General features: G+C 42.0%; 7 protein-coding genes, 29 tRNA genes and 3 rRNA genes. All 39 read right to left on the bottom strand.

Annotated features, from left to right (window positions below; translation table 11 throughout):
- Positions 1 to 245: 245 nt before the first annotated feature.
- The 39 genes from smpB to J6L97_RS02420 all read right to left on the bottom strand — a co-directional run bounded on the left by smpB (position 246) and on the right by J6L97_RS02420 (position 17,175).
- Positions 246 to 704, bottom strand: coding sequence for an SsrA-binding protein SmpB (gene smpB / locus J6L97_RS02610; protein ID WP_005721136.1), 459 nt, complete (start codon positions 702 to 704; stop codon positions 246 to 248).
- Positions 705 to 716: 12 nt separating this feature from the next.
- Complete coding sequence (rnr, locus tag J6L97_RS02605; protein ID WP_013085895.1) at positions 717 to 3,056, bottom strand: ribonuclease R; 2,340 nt, start codon at positions 3,054 to 3,056, stop codon at positions 717 to 719.
- A gap of 72 nt (positions 3,057 to 3,128) precedes the next feature.
- A complete protein-coding gene (secG, locus tag J6L97_RS02600; RefSeq protein WP_005722499.1) occupies positions 3,129 to 3,362 on the bottom strand; it encodes a preprotein translocase subunit SecG in 234 nt (77 codons plus the stop codon).
- Between the two features lie 67 nt (positions 3,363 to 3,429).
- Positions 3,430 to 5,490, bottom strand: a complete 2,061-nt coding sequence (locus J6L97_RS02595) for an LTA synthase family protein (protein WP_057726954.1) — start codon at positions 5,488 to 5,490, stop codon at positions 3,430 to 3,432.
- Positions 5,491 to 5,564: 74 nt separating this feature from the next.
- The gene (locus J6L97_RS02590; protein ID WP_057726955.1) at positions 5,565 to 6,590 is read right to left on the bottom strand and encodes a lysylphosphatidylglycerol synthase transmembrane domain-containing protein; all 1,026 of its coding nucleotides are present in this window, start codon (positions 6,588 to 6,590) and stop codon (positions 5,565 to 5,567) included.
- On the bottom strand, positions 6,590 to 7,633 hold the full coding sequence (locus tag J6L97_RS02585; protein WP_005721128.1) for a glycosyltransferase family 4 protein: 1,044 nt from the start codon (positions 7,631 to 7,633) through the stop codon (positions 6,590 to 6,592). Before J6L97_RS02585 ends, J6L97_RS02590 begins: the two co-directional genes overlap by 1 nt.
- On the bottom strand, positions 7,634 to 8,812 hold the full coding sequence (locus J6L97_RS02580) for a glycosyltransferase family 4 protein (protein WP_057726956.1): 1,179 nt from the start codon (positions 8,810 to 8,812) through the stop codon (positions 7,634 to 7,636).
- A gap of 120 nt (positions 8,813 to 8,932) precedes the next feature.
- A tRNA-Leu gene (locus tag J6L97_RS02575) sits at positions 8,933 to 9,017 on the bottom strand.
- 41 nt (positions 9,018 to 9,058) lie between these two features.
- A tRNA-Cys gene (locus J6L97_RS02570) sits at positions 9,059 to 9,129 on the bottom strand.
- Positions 9,130 to 9,152: 23 nt separating this feature from the next.
- Positions 9,153 to 9,224 (bottom strand) — tRNA-Gln (locus J6L97_RS02565).
- A 7-nt stretch (positions 9,225 to 9,231) separates the two neighbouring features.
- Positions 9,232 to 9,304: transfer RNA gene (locus J6L97_RS02560), tRNA-His, on the bottom strand.
- Positions 9,305 to 9,316: 12 nt separating this feature from the next.
- Positions 9,317 to 9,387 (bottom strand) — tRNA-Trp (locus J6L97_RS02555).
- 4 nt (positions 9,388 to 9,391) lie between these two features.
- Positions 9,392 to 9,473 (bottom strand) — tRNA-Tyr (locus tag J6L97_RS02550).
- Between the two features lie 6 nt (positions 9,474 to 9,479).
- Positions 9,480 to 9,552: transfer RNA gene (locus tag J6L97_RS02545), tRNA-Phe, on the bottom strand.
- Between the two features lie 6 nt (positions 9,553 to 9,558).
- Positions 9,559 to 9,632: transfer RNA gene (locus J6L97_RS02540), tRNA-Asp, on the bottom strand.
- 3 nt (positions 9,633 to 9,635) lie between these two features.
- Positions 9,636 to 9,709: transfer RNA gene (locus tag J6L97_RS02535), tRNA-Met, on the bottom strand.
- Between the two features lie 11 nt (positions 9,710 to 9,720).
- Positions 9,721 to 9,807: transfer RNA gene (locus J6L97_RS02530), tRNA-Ser, on the bottom strand.
- Positions 9,808 to 9,840: 33 nt separating this feature from the next.
- Positions 9,841 to 9,912, bottom strand: a tRNA-Glu gene (locus J6L97_RS02525).
- Between the two features lie 754 nt (positions 9,913 to 10,666).
- Positions 10,667 to 10,756, bottom strand: a tRNA-Ser gene (locus J6L97_RS02520).
- A 2-nt stretch (positions 10,757 to 10,758) separates the two neighbouring features.
- Positions 10,759 to 10,833 (bottom strand) — tRNA-Ile (locus J6L97_RS02515).
- A 6-nt stretch (positions 10,834 to 10,839) separates the two neighbouring features.
- A tRNA-Gly gene (locus J6L97_RS02510) sits at positions 10,840 to 10,910 on the bottom strand.
- A gap of 18 nt (positions 10,911 to 10,928) precedes the next feature.
- Positions 10,929 to 11,001, bottom strand: a tRNA-Phe gene (locus J6L97_RS02505).
- A gap of 6 nt (positions 11,002 to 11,007) precedes the next feature.
- Positions 11,008 to 11,081, bottom strand: a tRNA-Asp gene (locus tag J6L97_RS02500).
- A gap of 3 nt (positions 11,082 to 11,084) precedes the next feature.
- A tRNA-Met gene (locus J6L97_RS02495) sits at positions 11,085 to 11,158 on the bottom strand.
- Between the two features lie 23 nt (positions 11,159 to 11,181).
- Positions 11,182 to 11,255: transfer RNA gene (locus J6L97_RS02490), tRNA-Ile, on the bottom strand.
- Positions 11,256 to 11,268: 13 nt separating this feature from the next.
- Positions 11,269 to 11,342: transfer RNA gene (locus J6L97_RS02485), tRNA-Met, on the bottom strand.
- A 30-nt stretch (positions 11,343 to 11,372) separates the two neighbouring features.
- Positions 11,373 to 11,446, bottom strand: a tRNA-Pro gene (locus J6L97_RS02480).
- Positions 11,447 to 11,451: 5 nt separating this feature from the next.
- Positions 11,452 to 11,525, bottom strand: a tRNA-Arg gene (locus J6L97_RS02475).
- 8 nt (positions 11,526 to 11,533) lie between these two features.
- A tRNA-Leu gene (locus J6L97_RS02470) sits at positions 11,534 to 11,619 on the bottom strand.
- A gap of 11 nt (positions 11,620 to 11,630) precedes the next feature.
- Positions 11,631 to 11,702 (bottom strand) — tRNA-Gly (locus tag J6L97_RS02465).
- Between the two features lie 10 nt (positions 11,703 to 11,712).
- Positions 11,713 to 11,785 (bottom strand) — tRNA-Thr (locus J6L97_RS02460).
- A 24-nt stretch (positions 11,786 to 11,809) separates the two neighbouring features.
- Positions 11,810 to 11,891, bottom strand: a tRNA-Leu gene (locus J6L97_RS02455).
- A gap of 13 nt (positions 11,892 to 11,904) precedes the next feature.
- Positions 11,905 to 11,977: transfer RNA gene (locus J6L97_RS02450), tRNA-Lys, on the bottom strand.
- 4 nt (positions 11,978 to 11,981) lie between these two features.
- A tRNA-Val gene (locus J6L97_RS02445) sits at positions 11,982 to 12,054 on the bottom strand.
- Positions 12,055 to 12,061: 7 nt separating this feature from the next.
- A 5S ribosomal RNA gene (rrf, locus tag J6L97_RS02440) occupies positions 12,062 to 12,178 on the bottom strand.
- Between the two features lie 70 nt (positions 12,179 to 12,248).
- Positions 12,249 to 15,156: ribosomal RNA gene (locus J6L97_RS02435) — 23S ribosomal RNA — on the bottom strand.
- Positions 15,157 to 15,276: 120 nt separating this feature from the next.
- A tRNA-Ala gene (locus J6L97_RS02430) sits at positions 15,277 to 15,349 on the bottom strand.
- A 56-nt stretch (positions 15,350 to 15,405) separates the two neighbouring features.
- Positions 15,406 to 15,480: transfer RNA gene (locus J6L97_RS02425), tRNA-Ile, on the bottom strand.
- A 131-nt stretch (positions 15,481 to 15,611) separates the two neighbouring features.
- A 16S ribosomal RNA gene (locus J6L97_RS02420) occupies positions 15,612 to 17,175 on the bottom strand.
- Together the 16S, 23S and 5S rRNA genes with 18 tRNA genes alongside form the textbook arrangement of a ribosomal RNA operon.
- Between the last annotated feature and the right edge of the window lie 188 nt (positions 17,176 to 17,363).

The following is a 17,363-nucleotide window of genomic DNA, read 5'->3' as shown; positions in this document are numbered from 1 at the left end:
ACTTTATTAATTTACCTTATTTTCTCCGCTTTGGCAAGTCTTGCTCTTCGTTCGGATTTTTAATATGAATATTTCAATATCAAACGTATCTTAATACTATTATTCGTATCTATAATAATTTGAAAAACATTCAGCTTGATTTTCTCTGCATTCTTAAAATTATTCGAACATTACTTTGTGAAAATTAAAAAAACTTTTTTAAAATTTTTCAACAAAAAAAGTCTGAGATTCTTCTCAGACTCATTTTAGACACCATACTTGCGTCGAATATCGCGCTTCTGGTCTCTTTCTTTAATTGTTTGCCGTTTGTCATATTCCTTTTTACCTTGGCCAACACCAATCAATACCTTGGCAAAGCCATGTTTTAAATACACTTTAAGTGGAATAATTGCAATACCACGCTCTGATTGTGCTTTGGCCAAACGTGCAATTTCTTTTTTATGCAAAAGAAGGCGCCGACTACGTAGTGGTTCATGATTGTACCGATTGCCTTGCTTATATTCACTAATATGAACATTTTCTAGCCAGGCTTGTCCGTTGACGATCTGCACATAACCATCCCGCAAGTTGATTCTTCTAGCTCGTACAGACTTAATTTCAGTTCCAGTTAAAGCAATTCCTGCTTCCAATGTTTCCTTAATAAAATAGTCGTGTCGTGCTTTTTTATTTTGTGCAATTAAATTATCTTCTTTTTCTTTTTTCATTAAGATCAATCCCTAATGTTTAAAATTTCTCCGACCTCCACGGTTTCCATTACCTCGGCCACGGCCATGATCGCTGTGATTATTAAACTGACCACCACGGCGTCCGTGATTATTGCGGAAGCCACGGTTTCCACGACGACGATTATTCATTCCGCGATCGTTATGCTCATGCTTAGGCGCATTAGGATCATATATTTCAAAGTCTAACTGATGTTGTTCAACGTTAGCATTAATCAAGGTTACCTTAATTGGCATCCCTACCTTATATTGCTTATGAGTACCTCGACCAGTTAGCGTCAATGATTTTTCATTAAAACTGTAAAAATCATCAGTCAAATTCGAAATATGGATTAATCCCTCAATCGTATTTGGTAATTGAATAAACATCCCAAAACTAGTTACCGAAGATACTACCGCGTCAAAGTGTTGCCCCACTTGATCGGCCATATATTCTGTCATCTTCAAGTCATTTACTTCACGTTCAGTATCAATTGAACGTCTTTCTTGCGTTGAAGTTTGTTCTGCAACATCTGGCAAGTAACTAGCAAAATGCTTTTGCACTTCTTCATTAGTCCCCTGGTCTTGATATGCATGGATCATCCGGTGCACCATCAAGTCAGAATAACGTCTAATTGGTGAAGTAAAGTGAGTATAGTATTCTGCAGCTAAGCCAAAGTGTCCCAGTGCTTCTTCTGAATAATGCGCTTGCTTTAAGCTACGTAGCATCATCATTTGTACTACAGCTTCCTCTGGAGTATCTGTAGTTTTAGAAACTACTTTTTGTAAATCAATTGGCTTAACGTTATTTGGATCCGCATGAATATTCAAGCCAAATGCGCTACAAAATTCAAAGAAAGTCTTGATTCTCTCGGCATCTGGTGTTTCGTGAACACGGTACAAGAATGGAACATGCTTTTTGAAGAAATCTTCGGCCACGGTTTCATTAGCCATTAACATAAATGATTCGATCATCTTTTCGGCAGTACCACGTTCATGCAAAACAATATCTGTTGGCTTGCCTTGATCATCAACAATAATTTTTGCTTCTGGTTCTTCAAAGTCAATAGCACCACGTTGATGACGTTGTTTATACAAAGCAGCATGCAAATCTGCCATTTCTTCAAGCATTGGTCGGAGTTTAACATACTTATCCTCTAAACCATTCATTTCGCCCTTAAGAGTTTTGTTAACCTTGTTGTAGGTCATTCGACCATGTGAGCGCATGACAGAAGGATAAATTTTATAACCTACTCTTTTACCTTCTGGCGTAATTTCCATGTCACATGACAAAACAAGCCGGTCCACGCCTTCATTTAAGGAACAAATTCCATTAGAAAGTCTAAATGGCAGCATTGGAATTACCCGATCAACTAAGTAAGTACTGTTGCCACGAGCAAATGCCTCTTCGTTCAACGGCGTATTTTCTGTCACATAGTGAGAAACGTCCGCAATGTGAACACCAAGGTGATAATTGCCGTTAGGCTTTTTCCATAAAACTACAGCATCGTCAAAGTCCTTAGAATCATCCCCATCGATAGTGACTGCAGGTTGGTCAGTAATATCTACTCTACCCTTTTTTTCCTCTTCAGTAACATGATCAGGAATAGCATTAGCTTGCGCCATTGCATCTTCAGGCCATTCAGTTCTTACATCATGTGCTGCCACAATTGACATAATGTCAACACCAGGGTCATTTTTATTACCAATAATGTTGACTACTGCACCAGTCATTGACTCAGGATTTTCCTCATCTGGATAATCCTTAATTGAGACCTTAACCATATCGCCCATTTGAGGGATCAAGCCATTTTCAGACAAATAAACTCGGTATTTATGCAACTTTTTATCGTTACTCAAAGCATAGCCGATAAAATGACTGATTTTTCTTTGCTCATCAGTTAGCGGATGAAATTCACCAACTAACGTTTCCAAACCATGTTCAAGGATCTCTTCAACTTGACCTTCTGGTCCTTTACCATTCCAAGGATTACCACCAGCAGTGATCTTTACTTTTACTCGGTCACCATTAACGGCATACTTGGTATAATCTGCGGCAACAAAGACGTCGTCCGCATTTTCATCATCTAATCTAACAAAGCCAAAGCCTTTATCATTAGCTCTGAATTCACCTTCAACTTCAGTATTTTCTTGAGCTAATTGGTATTGTCCTTTGCCATCTGTAATAATCTTTTTATCGTGCTCTAAAAAAGAAAGAGCCTTAATTAATTCAGTAAAATTACCTAATCTATCACGACGTGCTTCACGTTCAATTTGATCTACACGAAATTGTTTTTGTGGATTATGGCGAAAAATTTCTAAAACGCCGGCCAAAATTTTTTCGTTTTGTGCCATGCAGTTATTCTCCGATCTTTAAATTTAATAAAAAAAGCCTCCCCATCATATTTTGATCGGGAGGTACAAAATTTATTTTGAAGACATATAAGCTAAGATAATAGCAAAGACGAAAAAGAGTACCAATAAAACTGAGGTTACTTTTTCCATAAATGCTTCAAAACCACGTTTTTTGGTTTGCCCACTAAAAACGGCACCGCCAGATAAGGCGTTCAATGCATCTTGTTGTTTTTGTGGCTGCATCATTGTTGCAATGACAATTAAGATTGAAACAATGATTAGTAGCGTCATAACTAAATTATACAATGCGCTGCCTCCAATACACACATACGATTTACTTACCAAGTTTATCACAAATTACTAGTTTTTGCAGTTATTTTTTTAGTTCAGGCGCATCTGTCTTGAAATCTTTTTGCGTCGTTTTACGATGATTTTGATACCACAGTGAAGTTTTGCTTGGATCATCAAACAAACGTTTTAAAGATGGCGCCTTGTTATAGTCGTAATCCTTCGGCTTGACTCTAGTAAACCATTTTGGTTTATAGAATCGGAGCAGATTGCCATTAATTACACGATCTGACAAAGACAGCTGTGTAGTTACGGTGTTAGAAATTGCAGTTAATTTTTCTTTTAATTTCTTATTAGGTTTGATCCTTTCGCCCGTCTTGGTGTCATAATAATCGCTACCCACCTTAGAATATTCCGGAGTGATAAAGTCACCATTTCTTTGTGCTACAATTTGCGGTGCATTTTTGCTTAGCAAGTCATAACCAAATTGGATCGTATCTTTGTCTTTGATCCCCAGCAAGTTCAGTAAGGTTGGTAAAACATCGATTTCACCGCCGTAGGTGTGATTAATGCCACCCTTTAGTCCTTTCATATGGAACATCAAAGGAACTCGCTGGAACTGCAAATTATCAAAGTCATTAAACGAATCTTTCTTAAGCAATTCTGCACTAGCCTTATGGTGATTACCTGAAATCCCATAGTGATCACCATAAAATACTACTAGTGTCTTCTTATCTAGGCCCGTCTTCTTCATCCAACGCATAAATTCACCAATTGCTTGGTCTAAATAATGCGCGGTCTGCACATAACCATCAACTGTTTCATCCCCAGTATTCGTTTTATCAATCGTCTGATTCTTTTTATCGATATTATACGGATAGTGGTTCGTTACAGTAATCATCTTTAAATAAAATGGTTGTGGTAAACGCTCAATGTACTTGATTGACTGATCAAAGAAAATTTTATCTTTTAAGCCATATCCGATATAGTAGCTTGGTTTGTTCTGATAGAAAGACAGTGGCATAAAGTATTGGTAGCCAAATGACTTATAAGCATTATTTCTATTCCAGAAGGAGCCAGCACCACCATGCATTACAGCAGTAGTATAACCAGCTTGTTGATGCAAAATGGCTGGAGCACTTTCAAAAGTATTAGAAGTACCATACGTAGACATTGCACTACCTGATTGTAGTCCGTATAAAGAATTTTCAAGCATCATTTCGGCATCAGAAGTCTTGCCTTGTCCTACTTGATTAAAGAAATTATCAAAACTAATGGTGTCTTTTTGATGATAAATCTTATTCAGATTTGGCGTTACCTCTTTACCTTTCCATTTGTAGCCAATCAGAAATTGTTGAAAACTTTCCAAATGGATGATTAACACATTTTTTCCTTTAGCCACGCCGGTGTAAGCGGGATTAGGTTTAACGTAATTTTCTTTTAAATAGTTTCTAACAGACTTCAAATCAGAAACATTAGCTTTGGCCATCTGTGCACTAGTTTGTGCTGTCTTATAGCCATCATAAATAGCATATTCATTGATTCCCAGATATTTGACGATGTAATTATTATCAAAAGTTCTCGTCAAAAGTCCAGAACGATCATTTTGGGCCATCAATAAATTCAGTCCCATTAAGCTGACAGCCAAAGCCTCAATTAACAAATTAACTTTTAGCTTCAGTGGACGAACATCCATCTTAATTACTTTGGTCGCCAATAACACGATAATTACAGCAATATCAGCAAAAGCTAAAAAATCGCTAGCTAGTGTAATTCCTGCAATACTTTTACCCAAATTATCGGAAGTCGAGCCGGATGTCTTAATAATTGAAAATGACAAAAAGTTTGAAAATTCACGATAATATAAAATATTGGCAAATAACCACAGTGTTAGCAAAAAATCGATAACTAAAATAATCCAATAGGATTTACGTCCTTTAAAAAATAGCCCAATTCCCAGCAAAAGCATCCCTGAAGGAATCGGATTAATCAGCAATAAAAATTGCTGCATTGGACCAACTGCTCCTAAATTAAACTTAGTTAAATAGATAAAATAAGTTTTAAGCCAAAACAAGACTAAAACAATCGTAAAAAAGCCTAACTTAGTCTGTGTCAGCCACCTAAAAAAAGATTTAGTGTGTTCCACGCGCTTCTGCTCCTCTCATTACGGTAATTTATCTTACTACGAAATTTAGTAAGACACCGTTGTTTTAATAAAAATTAATCATTTTTTGTGCTTTTTATCTTTTTCGGCTTAAAAATCCAGCCTAAGATGCCGAGAAGCATACCGAAAAAATATGTTGAAAAGCGCCAAATAAACATAGCCAAAATTAACGCACCATGTGAAGAAATGAAGGTGGAGAATAACGTTTGGAAACTATATTCTGCCCCTCCTGACGCACCTGGAATAGGAATGATCGCCATAAACATGATAATCATTATATTCATTTGCGTAACTTGATACCAAGAACAAGGTACATTTAGCGCTGTTAATACCATAAATGGAATGGAGTAAAAGAAAAGTAGCTGCAATACTGTTAAAAGCGAGGCAACAAATAATTTCTTCTTTTCTTTTTTTAGTTTCTGACTCTCTGCATAAAAAGTATCAATCTTTTCTAAAGTAGCCTTACGCCACTTCTCAACTCGTTCCTTTTTCATCATTTTTGCCAACAAGTCCATTAACCAATTAGTTGCCTTTTTAGTAAAACGATAAGCAAACATAATTGCCAGCAAAAAGATAATTGAACTAACATGAATCAAAAAGCCAATTGCAATAAAAATTGCTAAACCAGCGAACTTAGTCATTACCATGTGAAAGCCAAAAATAATTGTAAATACATAGGCAAACAAAACAACGATCTGATAAATAATAAATTTCATCAGCAAAATTGAGGTGGAACGGCCACCTTCCATGCCCATTTGAATCATTGCGGCTAGCTGTGATGGTTGTCCACCCGTGGACATTGGTGTAATTGCATTAAATAGAGCTTGAATAATTGGAATTCGCAAAAACGACCAAGCTGACCTTTTAGGCTCTTTCTTTCGATGAGCTAAAGTAGCTAAGATACCGGCTTCACATACATAGGACAAAAGCATTAAAGCAAAAACCATGATTAATGCAAAAATATTCAGGCCATGAGCTGCCCGTAATATTTCCGATATCGGTGTAGCTTTTAAATCTGCATATAGCACAAAGGCACTGATTGCTAAAACAACCAGAATGCCCCACAAATGTTTTTTATTCATTAATGTATTTGACCTAGCTCTTTTCCTAATTCATATTGCTCATGATAAAATTCGTCCCAAATTTTAGCTAAATGATCTTCTGAATACTGTTGACTTGCCTTACGCGATAATTCGCTGTATTTCTGCAAAGTTTGTGGATTGGCAACTACTTTTTGCAATACTTGATTCATTTCGCCAAAATCTTTCCCGCTTAGATAATAGCCATCGATAATTGCCTTATAAAGATCAAGGTCACGCAATAATACTGGTGTTCCACAACTGAATGCTTCCAAAACTGACATTGGGAACAATTCATCATATGATGGAAGAACAAATAAGTCTGCAATATTTAAATACTTAACTAACTTCTCTCGCTCTACAATTCCCGCAAACGTCATATTCTTAGGTGGATTGTCAACCATTTCTTTGTAATGATCATAGCCATCAGTGATTTTGCCAAACGAAAAACCGCCTGCCCAGATAAATTGAATATCAGGATTAGCTTGTGCCATCTTAACAAAGTCATCGATCCCCTTGCGTTCCTGTACTTGACCATCACCAAAAACAACAAATTTATCAAGTGGAATTCCTAATTCATGACGAAATGCGTTTTTGCTGGCCAATGATTCTTCATAAAATTCTGTTTTTGAAACAAAATTAGGAATATATCTAACCTTGTTCCGATCAATTCCATAGTTAACCAACTTATCAATAAAGATTGGATTAACTACAACAATTTGATCCATGCGTTTATAAAAATCAATTACATATTGATAAAAAACTTTTTTAGCTACGCCTGGCAACTTAATTGAGCCTTCTAATGTATCTGGTAAAAAGTGAACATAGCCAATCTTCCTGCCACGTGCTGGTGAAAAACTATTTGCGTAATAGGTTGGATTAATCGTGTGATAATGCGTTAAATCGCTATTGCCATATTTGTTAATCGTTACATAAAATTCGTCTACTAAGTGCGTCCTCAGAAGTTTAATCAATTCATTATAAGCTGAACCTACACCCTGTCCTTTAACAGAATCAGCTTGCGAGAACATATTAATTCTAATCATTTAGTTCCTCTTTTTAGTCTCCTCATCATGCTTAGTTTGATAGTGATCAATTGCATACTGATAAAAATCAGACACATTTTTAGCAAATTGATCAGCTGAAATCTTCTGTAATTTATTTTGCAAAAGTTCCTGCGGGATTCTTTTCGTCCCTTGCTTAAGCAAAGTAATAATCTCTTCTAACATTTCTTGTTGTGTAGTAAATGTCAGCCCAAAAATATCTTGATCAAAAATGTTTTCGGTATAGTCTGTGTCATAAACCACACATGGCGTACCTGCAGCTAGAGCCTCAATATAAGTCAACCCCTGTGTTTCTGTATCACTAGCTGAAACAAAAAGATCAGCCATTCGATAATAATTACCAACATCGCCATGCTCTACATTACCGACAAAAATAACGTAATTCTCTAGTGTTAATCGCTCTACCTGATCCTTTAACACATCAACATCAGGGCCATCACCTGCGATAACAAATTTCACATTAGGAAATTCATCAATAATTTCAGGCATTACGTTCAAAATATGATTAATCTTTTTTTCGGCTGCAATTCTACTTAAGGTTAAAATTACAGGCGCATCTTGATCAATTCCAAGTTCTTGCCGCACATCACGTTGAATATCGTTGTTCATGCCCTGCAAATCTACTCCAGTAGGAATCACCCTAATTGGTATTTGAACGCCATAGCGCCGTAATAATTCTTCAACTCGGCCACTAGGAGCAATACATCCATCCATATTTTTCAAATAGCTTTTAACAAATTGTCTAACATGATATGGACGAAGCAAATGCCCATTTAAAATATAGTGCAAGTAATCTTCATACATCGTATGGTAAGTGTGGATAGCAGGAATATCTAATTGATGAGCTACATATTTGCCAATAGTACCTAATGCAAATTCAGTTTGAGTATGAACTATATCAAGATTGACTTCTTTAGCTACTTTGGTTGCTTCAAATAGTCCTCTAAATGCTATTCGCCGATCGGTAAATGAGACAAAAGGAATACTGCTAAAACGAAATACATTCGGTTCTACAGTTCCTTTTTTCACGTTCGGATCAGTAGTAGTAAAAATAAATACATTATGTCCCTGCTTTTCCAACGCTTCTTTTAACGTTTTAATTGAAGTAGCTACGCCACTTATCTGGGGAAAATATGTATCGGTATAAAGACCAATATTCATTTGAGTACCTCCATATGTAGCATTATAAAGATTCCTGTATTCATGTGCAATTTATATAATAAAATGCTAACATTTTAAAATAAAAAAAAGCGATCCAATAATTGGATCGCTTCATAATAATAGCGGTGATCGGGGTCGAACCGATACGTCCGTAATGGACACCAGATTTTGAGTCTGACGCGTCTGCCAATTCCGCCACACCGCCATAATATTAAATTTTAAAATAATCAACTTATTCGGTTGATAAGGCGGAGGTCGGATTTGAACCGACGATTAAGGTTTTGCAGACCTCTGCCTTACCACTTGGCTACACCGCCATAAGTTATGAAATTATTTAGAATTGGGATAGCTGGATTCGAACCAGCGCATGTTAGAGTCAAAGTCTAATGCCTTACCACTTGGCTATATCCCAATACTAGGGCGGAATGTGGGAATCGAACCCACGCATGCTGGATCCACAAACCAGTGTGTTAACCCCTTCACCAATTCCGCCATGAAGGTAAACAGGGATAGTAGGAATTGAACCCACACTAGCGGTTTTGGAGACCGATGTACTACCTTTATACGATATCCCTATTATGGAGGAGGGTGGATTCGAACCGCCGAACTCAGAGAGAGCGGTTTTACAGACCGCCGCGTTTAGCCACTTCGCTACTCCTCCAGATGATGGCGCGGGACGGAATCGAACCGCCGACACAAGGAGCTTCAATCCTTTGCTCTACCAACTGAGCTACCGAGCCATCTTACGGTCCATATGGGATTTGAACCCATGATCTCCTCCGTGACAGGGAGGCGAGATAAACCACTGCTCCAATGGACCAAATTGCGGGAGCTGGATTTGAACCAACGACCTTCGGGTTATGAGCCCGACGAGCTACCAGACTGCTCCATCCCGCGATATTCAATTAAGGAGGATGTGGGATTTGAACCCACGCGCGGCAGAACCGCCTAACGGTTTTCAAAACCGTCCCCTTAAGCCACTTGGGTAATCCTCCATTGCTTAATGCCAAAAAATTAAATTGTGGCAATGACCCGTACGGGATTTGAACCCATGTTACGGCCGTGAAAGGGCCGTGTCTTAACCACTTGACCAACGGGTCATGCAACTCACTCAAGAGCACTTTATTATAATAACTAATCACATTTCAAAAGTCAAGAACTTTTTATTTATTTTTTAATTAGCTACTACTATTGTGATCTTTCAATCACAACGTATTTAATATTAATAGATATTCAGTCAAAATGCAAGTACTTTTTTATTTTTTTGTTGTAAAACATTTATATCTATCTTAATACTTCAAATTAGCTAGAGCAAAACAGCTTCTCTTATCTTTAATTAAATGATCTTTATAAATTGTTCCATATTAAACTGCTTCTTTATATCACTATGAAATCCCCCACAAAATTATTTTTTTAATATAGATCATACAGAAGAAATTTAAAACAATCGGCTCTTCCTATGTTATATACACGATTATTGACTTAAATCAATGTCCAAGACTTTTACCTAAAAGAAGTGTAATAATTGCCATTAAGTCATTCAAAATAATATGCATTTAGGTTTATCAATAACTCAAAATTAAGGTTTTAACATCTTATGACGTGTTTTCAATGCAGAGAGAACTTAACGAACTCATCTCCTTCCATCCACTATACATATGGTTGCATATAAGACGATACATTTGTAATTCCTTACTGTTTCAGCAGGTATTTACTCCTTTGTAAACGTCCCATACTCATAATATCATTGCTACTGGCTCTTAGTTCTAACACTTTCATCGGACTAAGAATGCCGCTCGGTACACAAAAAAACTGCTCTAGAAATTAATCTAAAACAGTTACTTTTCTATATAGCGGAGACAGAGAGATTCGAACCCTCGCACCGGAATAACCCGATCTACACCCTTAGCAGGGGCGCCTCTTCAGCCACTTGAGTATGTCTCCAATGGGCCTAAATGGACTTGAACCATCGACCTCACGCTTATCAGGCGTGCGCTCTAAACCAGCTGAGCTATAGGCCCATATAAAGCGGGTAACGAGAATCGGACTCGCGACTAAAGCTTGGAAGGCTTTCGTTTTACCACTAAACTATACCCGCACCTAATATAAAATGAAATGGCGCGGGACGGAATCGAACCGCCGACACAAGGAGCTTCAATCCTTTGCTCTACCAACTGAGCTACCGAGCCATCTTACGGTCCATATGGGATTTGAACCCATGATCTCCTCCGTGACAGGGAGGCGAGATAAACCACTGCTCCAATGGACCAAATTGCGGGAGCTGGATTTGAACCAACGACCTTCGGGTTATGAGCCCGACGAGCTACCAGACTGCTCCATCCCGCGATATTAATATAAAAGCCATATTATGGACCTTGTAGGACTCGAACCTACGACAGGACGGTTATGAGCCGTCTGCTCTAACCAACTGAGCTAAAGGTCCAAGCTTACAATTATAGCGGCGGGGGGGATCGAACCCTCGACCTCCCGGGTATGAACCGGACGCTCTAGCCAGCTGAGCTACACCGCCAAAATGTAACCAATCACCATTAGATTACAATCGGGAAAACAGGATTCGAACCTGCGACCCCCTGGTCCCAAACCAGGTGCTCTACCAAACTGAGCCATTTCCCGTTATATGCGCCCTGAAGGATTTGAACCTTCAACCTTCTGATTCGTAGTCAGACACTCTATCCAGTTGCGCTAAGGGCGCATCATCAATGCCGGGGATCGGAGTCGAACCGATACGGTTGAAACCAACCGCGGGATTTTAAGTCCCGTGCGTCTACCAATTCCGCCACTCCGGCGTGTTGATGAAAGCGGAAGACGGGATTCGAACCCGCGACCCCCACCATGGCAAGGTGATGTTCTACCACTGAACTACTTCCGCGTAATATAAATGCCGATTATACGACTTGAACGTACGACCCCCTGTTTACAAGACAGATGCTCTACCAACTGAGCTAAATCGGCATATTGTCAATATGTGGTTGGCAATACGGGTGGTGGGACTTGAACCCACACGTCCGAAAACACTAGAACCTAAATCTAGCGCGTCTGCCAATTCCGCCACACCCGCATATATAGGGTCATGAGCCGTGAGGGACTTGAACCCTCGACCCACGGATTAAAAGTCCGTTGCTCTACCAACTGAGCTAACGACTCGATATGGAGGATACAGGGCTCGAACCTGTGACCTCCTGCTTGTAAGGCAGATGCTCTCCCAGCTGAGCTAATCCTCCATATTGAGCACGGCAGCTTCCTTTCCTCGCAGGCAGTTGCCCACCAACTACTTTCGGCGTTAAGAAGCTTAACTTCTGTGTTCGGCATGGGAACAGGTGTATCCTTCTTGCTTTCGCCACCGTACTCTTTTGAGCTTTTACACTCAAAACTAAACATAATCCTCCTCGCAAAAAAACTTCCAGTTTGCTTCGCTTTGGTCAAGTCCTCGACTGATTAGTACTGGTCCGCTCCATCCTTCACAGGACTTCCACTCCCAGCCTATCTACCTCATCGTCTCTGAGGTGTCTTACTGCTTACGCAAAGGAAATCTCATCTTGAGGGGGGCTTCGCACTTAGATGCTTTCAGCGCTTATCCCTTCCGCACATAGCTACCCAGCGATGCTCCTGGCGGAACAACTGGTACACCAGCGGTGCGTCCATCCCGGTCCTCTCGTACTAAGGACAGCTCCTCTCAAATTTCCTACGCCCACGACGGATAGGGACCGAACTGTCTCACGACGTTCTGAACCCAGCTCGCGTGCCGCTTTAATGGGCGAACAGCCCAACCCTTGGGACCGACTTCAGCCCCAGGATGCGACGAGCCGACATCGAGGTGCCAAACCTCCCCGTCGATGTGAACTCTTGGGGGAGATAAGCCTGTTATCCCCAGGGTAGCTTTTATCCGTTGAGTGATGGCCCTTCCATACGGTACCACCAGATCACTAAGTCCTAGTTTCCTACCTGCTCGAGTTGTCTCTCTCGCAGTCAAGCTCCCTTATACCTTTACACTCTGCGAATGATTTCCAACCATTCTGAGGGAACCTTTGAGCGCCTCCGTTACACTTTAGGAGGCGACCGCCCCAGTCAAACTGCCCACCTGACACTGTCCCTGGCCTGGCTTACAGGTCGAGGTTAGAGCATCCTTCAAACAAGGGTAGTATCCCAACATTGCCTCCAATAAGACTAGCGTCCTATCTTCTCTGGCTCCTACCTATCCTGTACATGTTTAAAAGATACTCAATATCAAGCTACAGTGAAGCTCCATGGGGTCTTTCCGTCCTGTCGCGGGTAACCCGCATCTTCACGGGTATTATAATTTCACCGAGTCTCTCGTTGAGACAGTGCCCAAATCATTACACCTTTCGTGCAGGTCGGAACTTACCCGACAAGGAATTTCGCTACCTTAGGACCGTTATAGTTACGGCCGCCGTTTACTGGGGCTTCAATTCAAACCTTCGCTTACGCTAAGCTCTCCTCTTAACCTTCCAGCACCGGGCAGGTGTCAGCCTCTATACGTCATCTTACGATTTTGCAGAGACCTGTGTTTTTGATAAACAGTTGTTTGGGCCTATTCACTGCGGCTAACCAATCTCTTGGCTAGCACCCCTTCTTCCGAAGTTACGGGGTCATTTTGCCGAGTTCCTTAACGAGAGTTCTCTCGCTCACCTTAGTGTTCTCCACTCGACTACCTGTGTCGGTTTGCGGTACGGGTATGTCATCTCTGGCTAGAAGCTTTTCTTGGCAGTGTGATTACCACACCTTCGCTACTTTTAATTCACTCCTCTTCACAACTCGTGTTGCTGGTTAGAAGCATTTGACTCTTAACCGCACTTGTTGCTTGAACATCGTTCCATCGCGATGCGTGCTTCACCTCCTGCGTCCCTCCTTCGCTCTTAACGATTTGACACAGTACAGGAATCTCTACCTGTTATCCATCGACTACGCCTCTCGGCCTTGCCTTAGGTCCCGACTTACCCTGGGCGGACGAGCCTGCCCCAGGAAACCTTAGTCTTTCGGCGGATAGGATTCTCACCTATCTTTCGCTACTCATACCGGCATTCTCACTTCTAAGCGCTCCATTGATCCTCTCGATTCAACTTCTCCGCCCTTAGAACGCTCTCCTACCACGTGCTCTTTAAAACACATCCACAGTTTCGGTACTATGCTTAGCCCCGGTAAATTTTCGGCGCAGCGCCACTCGACTAGTGAGCTATTACGCACTCTTTGAATGATGGCTGCTTCTGAGCCAACGTCCTAGTTGTCTACGCAACTCCACATCCTTTTCCACTTAGCATAGATTTGGGGACCTTAACTGGTGATCTGGGCTGTTTCCCTTTCGACTACGGATCTTATCACTCGCAGTCTGACTCCCGTGTATGGATATCTGGAATTCGTAGTTTATCTGGATTCAGTAACCCCTGACGGGCCCCTAGTCCAAACAGAGCTCTACCTCCATTATCCTCTCCACGAGGCTAGCCCTAAAGCTATTTCGGAGAGAACCAGCTATCTCCAAGTTCGTTTGGAATTTCACCGCTACCCACAACTCATCCCCGCAATTTTTAACTTACGTGGGTTCGGCCCTCCAGTGCGTTTTACCACACCTTCAGCCTGGTCATGGGTAGGTCACTTGGTTTCGGGTCTACGTCACCTAACTTTTCGCCCTATTAAGACTCGCTTTCGCTCCGGCTCCGTCTTTTCTGACTTAACCTCGCTAGATAACGTAACTCGCCGGTTCATTCTACAAAAGGCACGCCATTGCACTTTAATGTGCTTTGACTACTTGTAGACACACGGTTTCAGGTTCTTTTTCACTCCCCTTCCGGGGTTCTTTTCACCTTTCCCTCACGGTACTGGTTCACTATCGGTCACTAACTAGTATTTAGCCTTGCGAGATGGTCCTCGCGGTTTCAACCGGGATTCCTCGTGTCCCGGCCTACTCAGGATTCTGCTAGGCGTGCTTGAGATTTCGCTTACGGGGCTCTCACCCTCTCTGGCTTACCTTCCCAGATAATTCAACTATCTCTTACACTGCCACGTCGCAGTCCTACAACCCCAAATGATAAATCACTTGGTTTGGGCTCTTTCCTCTTCGCTCGCCGCTACTAAGGAAATCGATCTTTCTTTCTCTTCCTGCAGCTACTTAGATGTTTCAGTTCACTGCGTCTTCCTTTGATTAGCTATCTATTCACTAATCAATAATGCATCTCTGCATTGGGTTCCCCCATTCGGATATCTCCGGATCACTGCGTACTTACCGCTCCCCGAAGCTTTTCGTAGTTCGTCACGTCCTTCTTCGGCTGTTAGTGCCTAGGCATTCACCGTGCGCCCTTTTCTACTTGACCTTACTCAAGAATTCTCTTCTCGGTCGCTCTACAATCTGTTCTCTTTGATTGTCTCGGTTTTTTGCTTGGATTATATTCAGTTTTCAATGTACTAGCTCTTTGATCCTTTTTCTGGATCAATGGAGGCTAACGGGTTCGAACCGATGACCTCCTGCGTGCAAAGCAGGTGCTCTCCCAACTGAGCTAAGCCCCCAGAGTATTTTATTTTCGGCCAGACATAACTTTAACTCTTTTTCCTCGTTATGTCAATGGGCCTAAATGGACTTGAACCATCGACCTCACGCTTATCAGGCGTGCGCTCTAAACCAGCTGAGCTATAGGCCCGACTAACGCTTGGCGTTTTTCAAATCTTTGAGGTACTACCCTCAAAACTAAACAAAGTTTCTCAGTGTGCTTCCGCTTGCTCTGGATACTTCTCTTAGCATTCCTGCTCTCCATATCCTTCGCTTCCTTAGAAAGGAGGTGATCCAGCCGCAGGTTCTCCTACGGCTACCTTGTTACGACTTCACCCCAGTCATCTGCCCTGCCTTAGACGGCTCCTTCCCGAAGGTTAGGCCACCGGCTTTGGGCATTGCAGACTCCCATGGTGTGACGGGCGGTGTGTACAAGGCCCGGGAACGTATTCACCGCGGCGTGCTGATCCGCGATTACTAGCGATTCCAGCTTCGTGCAGTCGAGTTGCAGACTGCAGTCCGAACTGAGAACAGCTTTCAGAGATTCGCTTGCCTTCGCAGGCTCGCTTCTCGTTGTACTGCCCATTGTAGCACGTGTGTAGCCCAGGTCATAAGGGGCATGATGACTTGACGTCATCCCCACCTTCCTCCGGTTTGTCACCGGCAGTCTCATTAGAGTGCCCAACTTAATGCTGGCAACTAATAACAAGGGTTGCGCTCGTTGCGGGACTTAACCCAACATCTCACGACACGAGCTGACGACAGCCATGCACCACCTGTCTTAGCGTCCCCGAAGGGAACTTTGTATCTCTACAAATGGCACTAGATGTCAAGACCTGGTAAGGTTCTTCGCGTTGCTTCGAATTAAACCACATGCTCCACCGCTTGTGCGGGCCCCCGTCAATTCCTTTGAGTTTCAACCTTGCGGTCGTACTCCCCAGGCGGAGTGCTTAATGCGTTAGCTGCAGCACTGAGAGGCGGAAACCTCCCAACACTTAGCACTCATCGTTTACGGCATGGACTACCAGGGTATCTAATCCTGTTCGCTACCCATGCTTTCGAGCCTCAGCGTCAGTTGCAGACCAGAGAGCCGCCTTCGCCACTGGTGTTCTTCCATATATCTACGCATTCCACCGCTACACATGGAGTTCCACTCTCCTCTTCTGCACTCAAGAAAAACAGTTTCCGATGCAGTTCCTCGGTTAAGCCGAGGGCTTTCACATCAGACTTATTCTTCCGCCTGCGCTCGCTTTACGCCCAATAAATCCGGACAACGCTTGCCACCTACGTATTACCGCGGCTGCTGGCACGTAGTTAGCCGTGACTTTCTGGTTGATTACCGTCAAATAAAGGCCAGTTACTACCTCTATCCTTCTTCACCAACAACAGAGCTTTACGATCCGAAAACCTTCTTCACTCACGCGGCGTTGCTCCATCAGACTTGCGTCCATTGTGGAAGATTCCCTACTGCTGCCTCCCGTAGGAGTTTGGGCCGTGTCTCAGTCCCAATGTGGCCGATCAGTCTCTCAACTCGGCTATGCATCATCGCCTTGGTAAGCCTTTACCTTACCAACTAGCTAATGCACCGCGGGGCCATCCCATAGCGACAGCTTACGCCGCCTTTTAAAAGCTGATCATGCGATCTGCTTTCTTATCCGGTATTAGCACCTGTTTCCAAGTGGTATCCCAGACTATGGGGCAGGTTCCCCACGTGTTACTCACCCATCCGCCGCTCGCTTTCCTAACGTCATTACCGAAGTAAATCTGTTAGTTCCGCTCGCTCGACTTGCATGTATTAGGCACGCCGCCAGCGTTCGTCCTGAGCCAGGATCAAACTCTCATTTTAAAAAGTTTGAATGATTGCTCATTCCTTATTTAAGATCTTTGTCTCAAATTTATTGCTTGCGAATTGACTTCGCTTCTTGTTTGGGTTTTTACACCCGCACACTTTTAGCGAAACTTTGTTCAGTTTTCAAAGTACTACCTCTGTCTTGCTTTTTGTAAAGCAGACAGCTTTTATATTTTATCAAACCA

It is taken from the genome of Lactobacillus crispatus (assembly GCF_018987235.1).
In the GTDB taxonomy this organism is placed as follows: Bacteria; Bacillota; Bacilli; order Lactobacillales; family Lactobacillaceae; genus Lactobacillus; species Lactobacillus crispatus.
This window is presented reverse-complemented; position numbering and strand designations above follow the sequence as displayed.

What these genes read in the sequence shown, in the direction of transcription:
- rnr (WP_013085895.1), bottom strand. Translation starts at nt 3,056, where the DNA reads ATGGCACAAAACGAAAAAATTTTGGCCGGCGTTTTAGAAATTTTTCGC.
- J6L97_RS02585 (WP_005721128.1), bottom strand. Translation starts at nt 7,633, where the DNA reads ATGATTAGAATTAATATGTTCTCGCAAGCTGATTCTGTTAAAGGACAG.
- J6L97_RS02590 (WP_057726955.1), bottom strand. Translation starts at nt 6,590, where the DNA reads ATGAATAAAAAACATTTGTGGGGCATTCTGGTTGTTTTAGCAATCAGT.
- smpB (WP_005721136.1), bottom strand. Translation starts at nt 704, where the DNA reads ATGAAAAAAGAAAAAGAAGATAATTTAATTGCACAAAATAAAAAAGCA.
- J6L97_RS02580 (WP_057726956.1), bottom strand. Translation starts at nt 8,812, where the DNA reads ATGAATATTGGTCTTTATACCGATACATATTTTCCCCAGATAAGTGGC.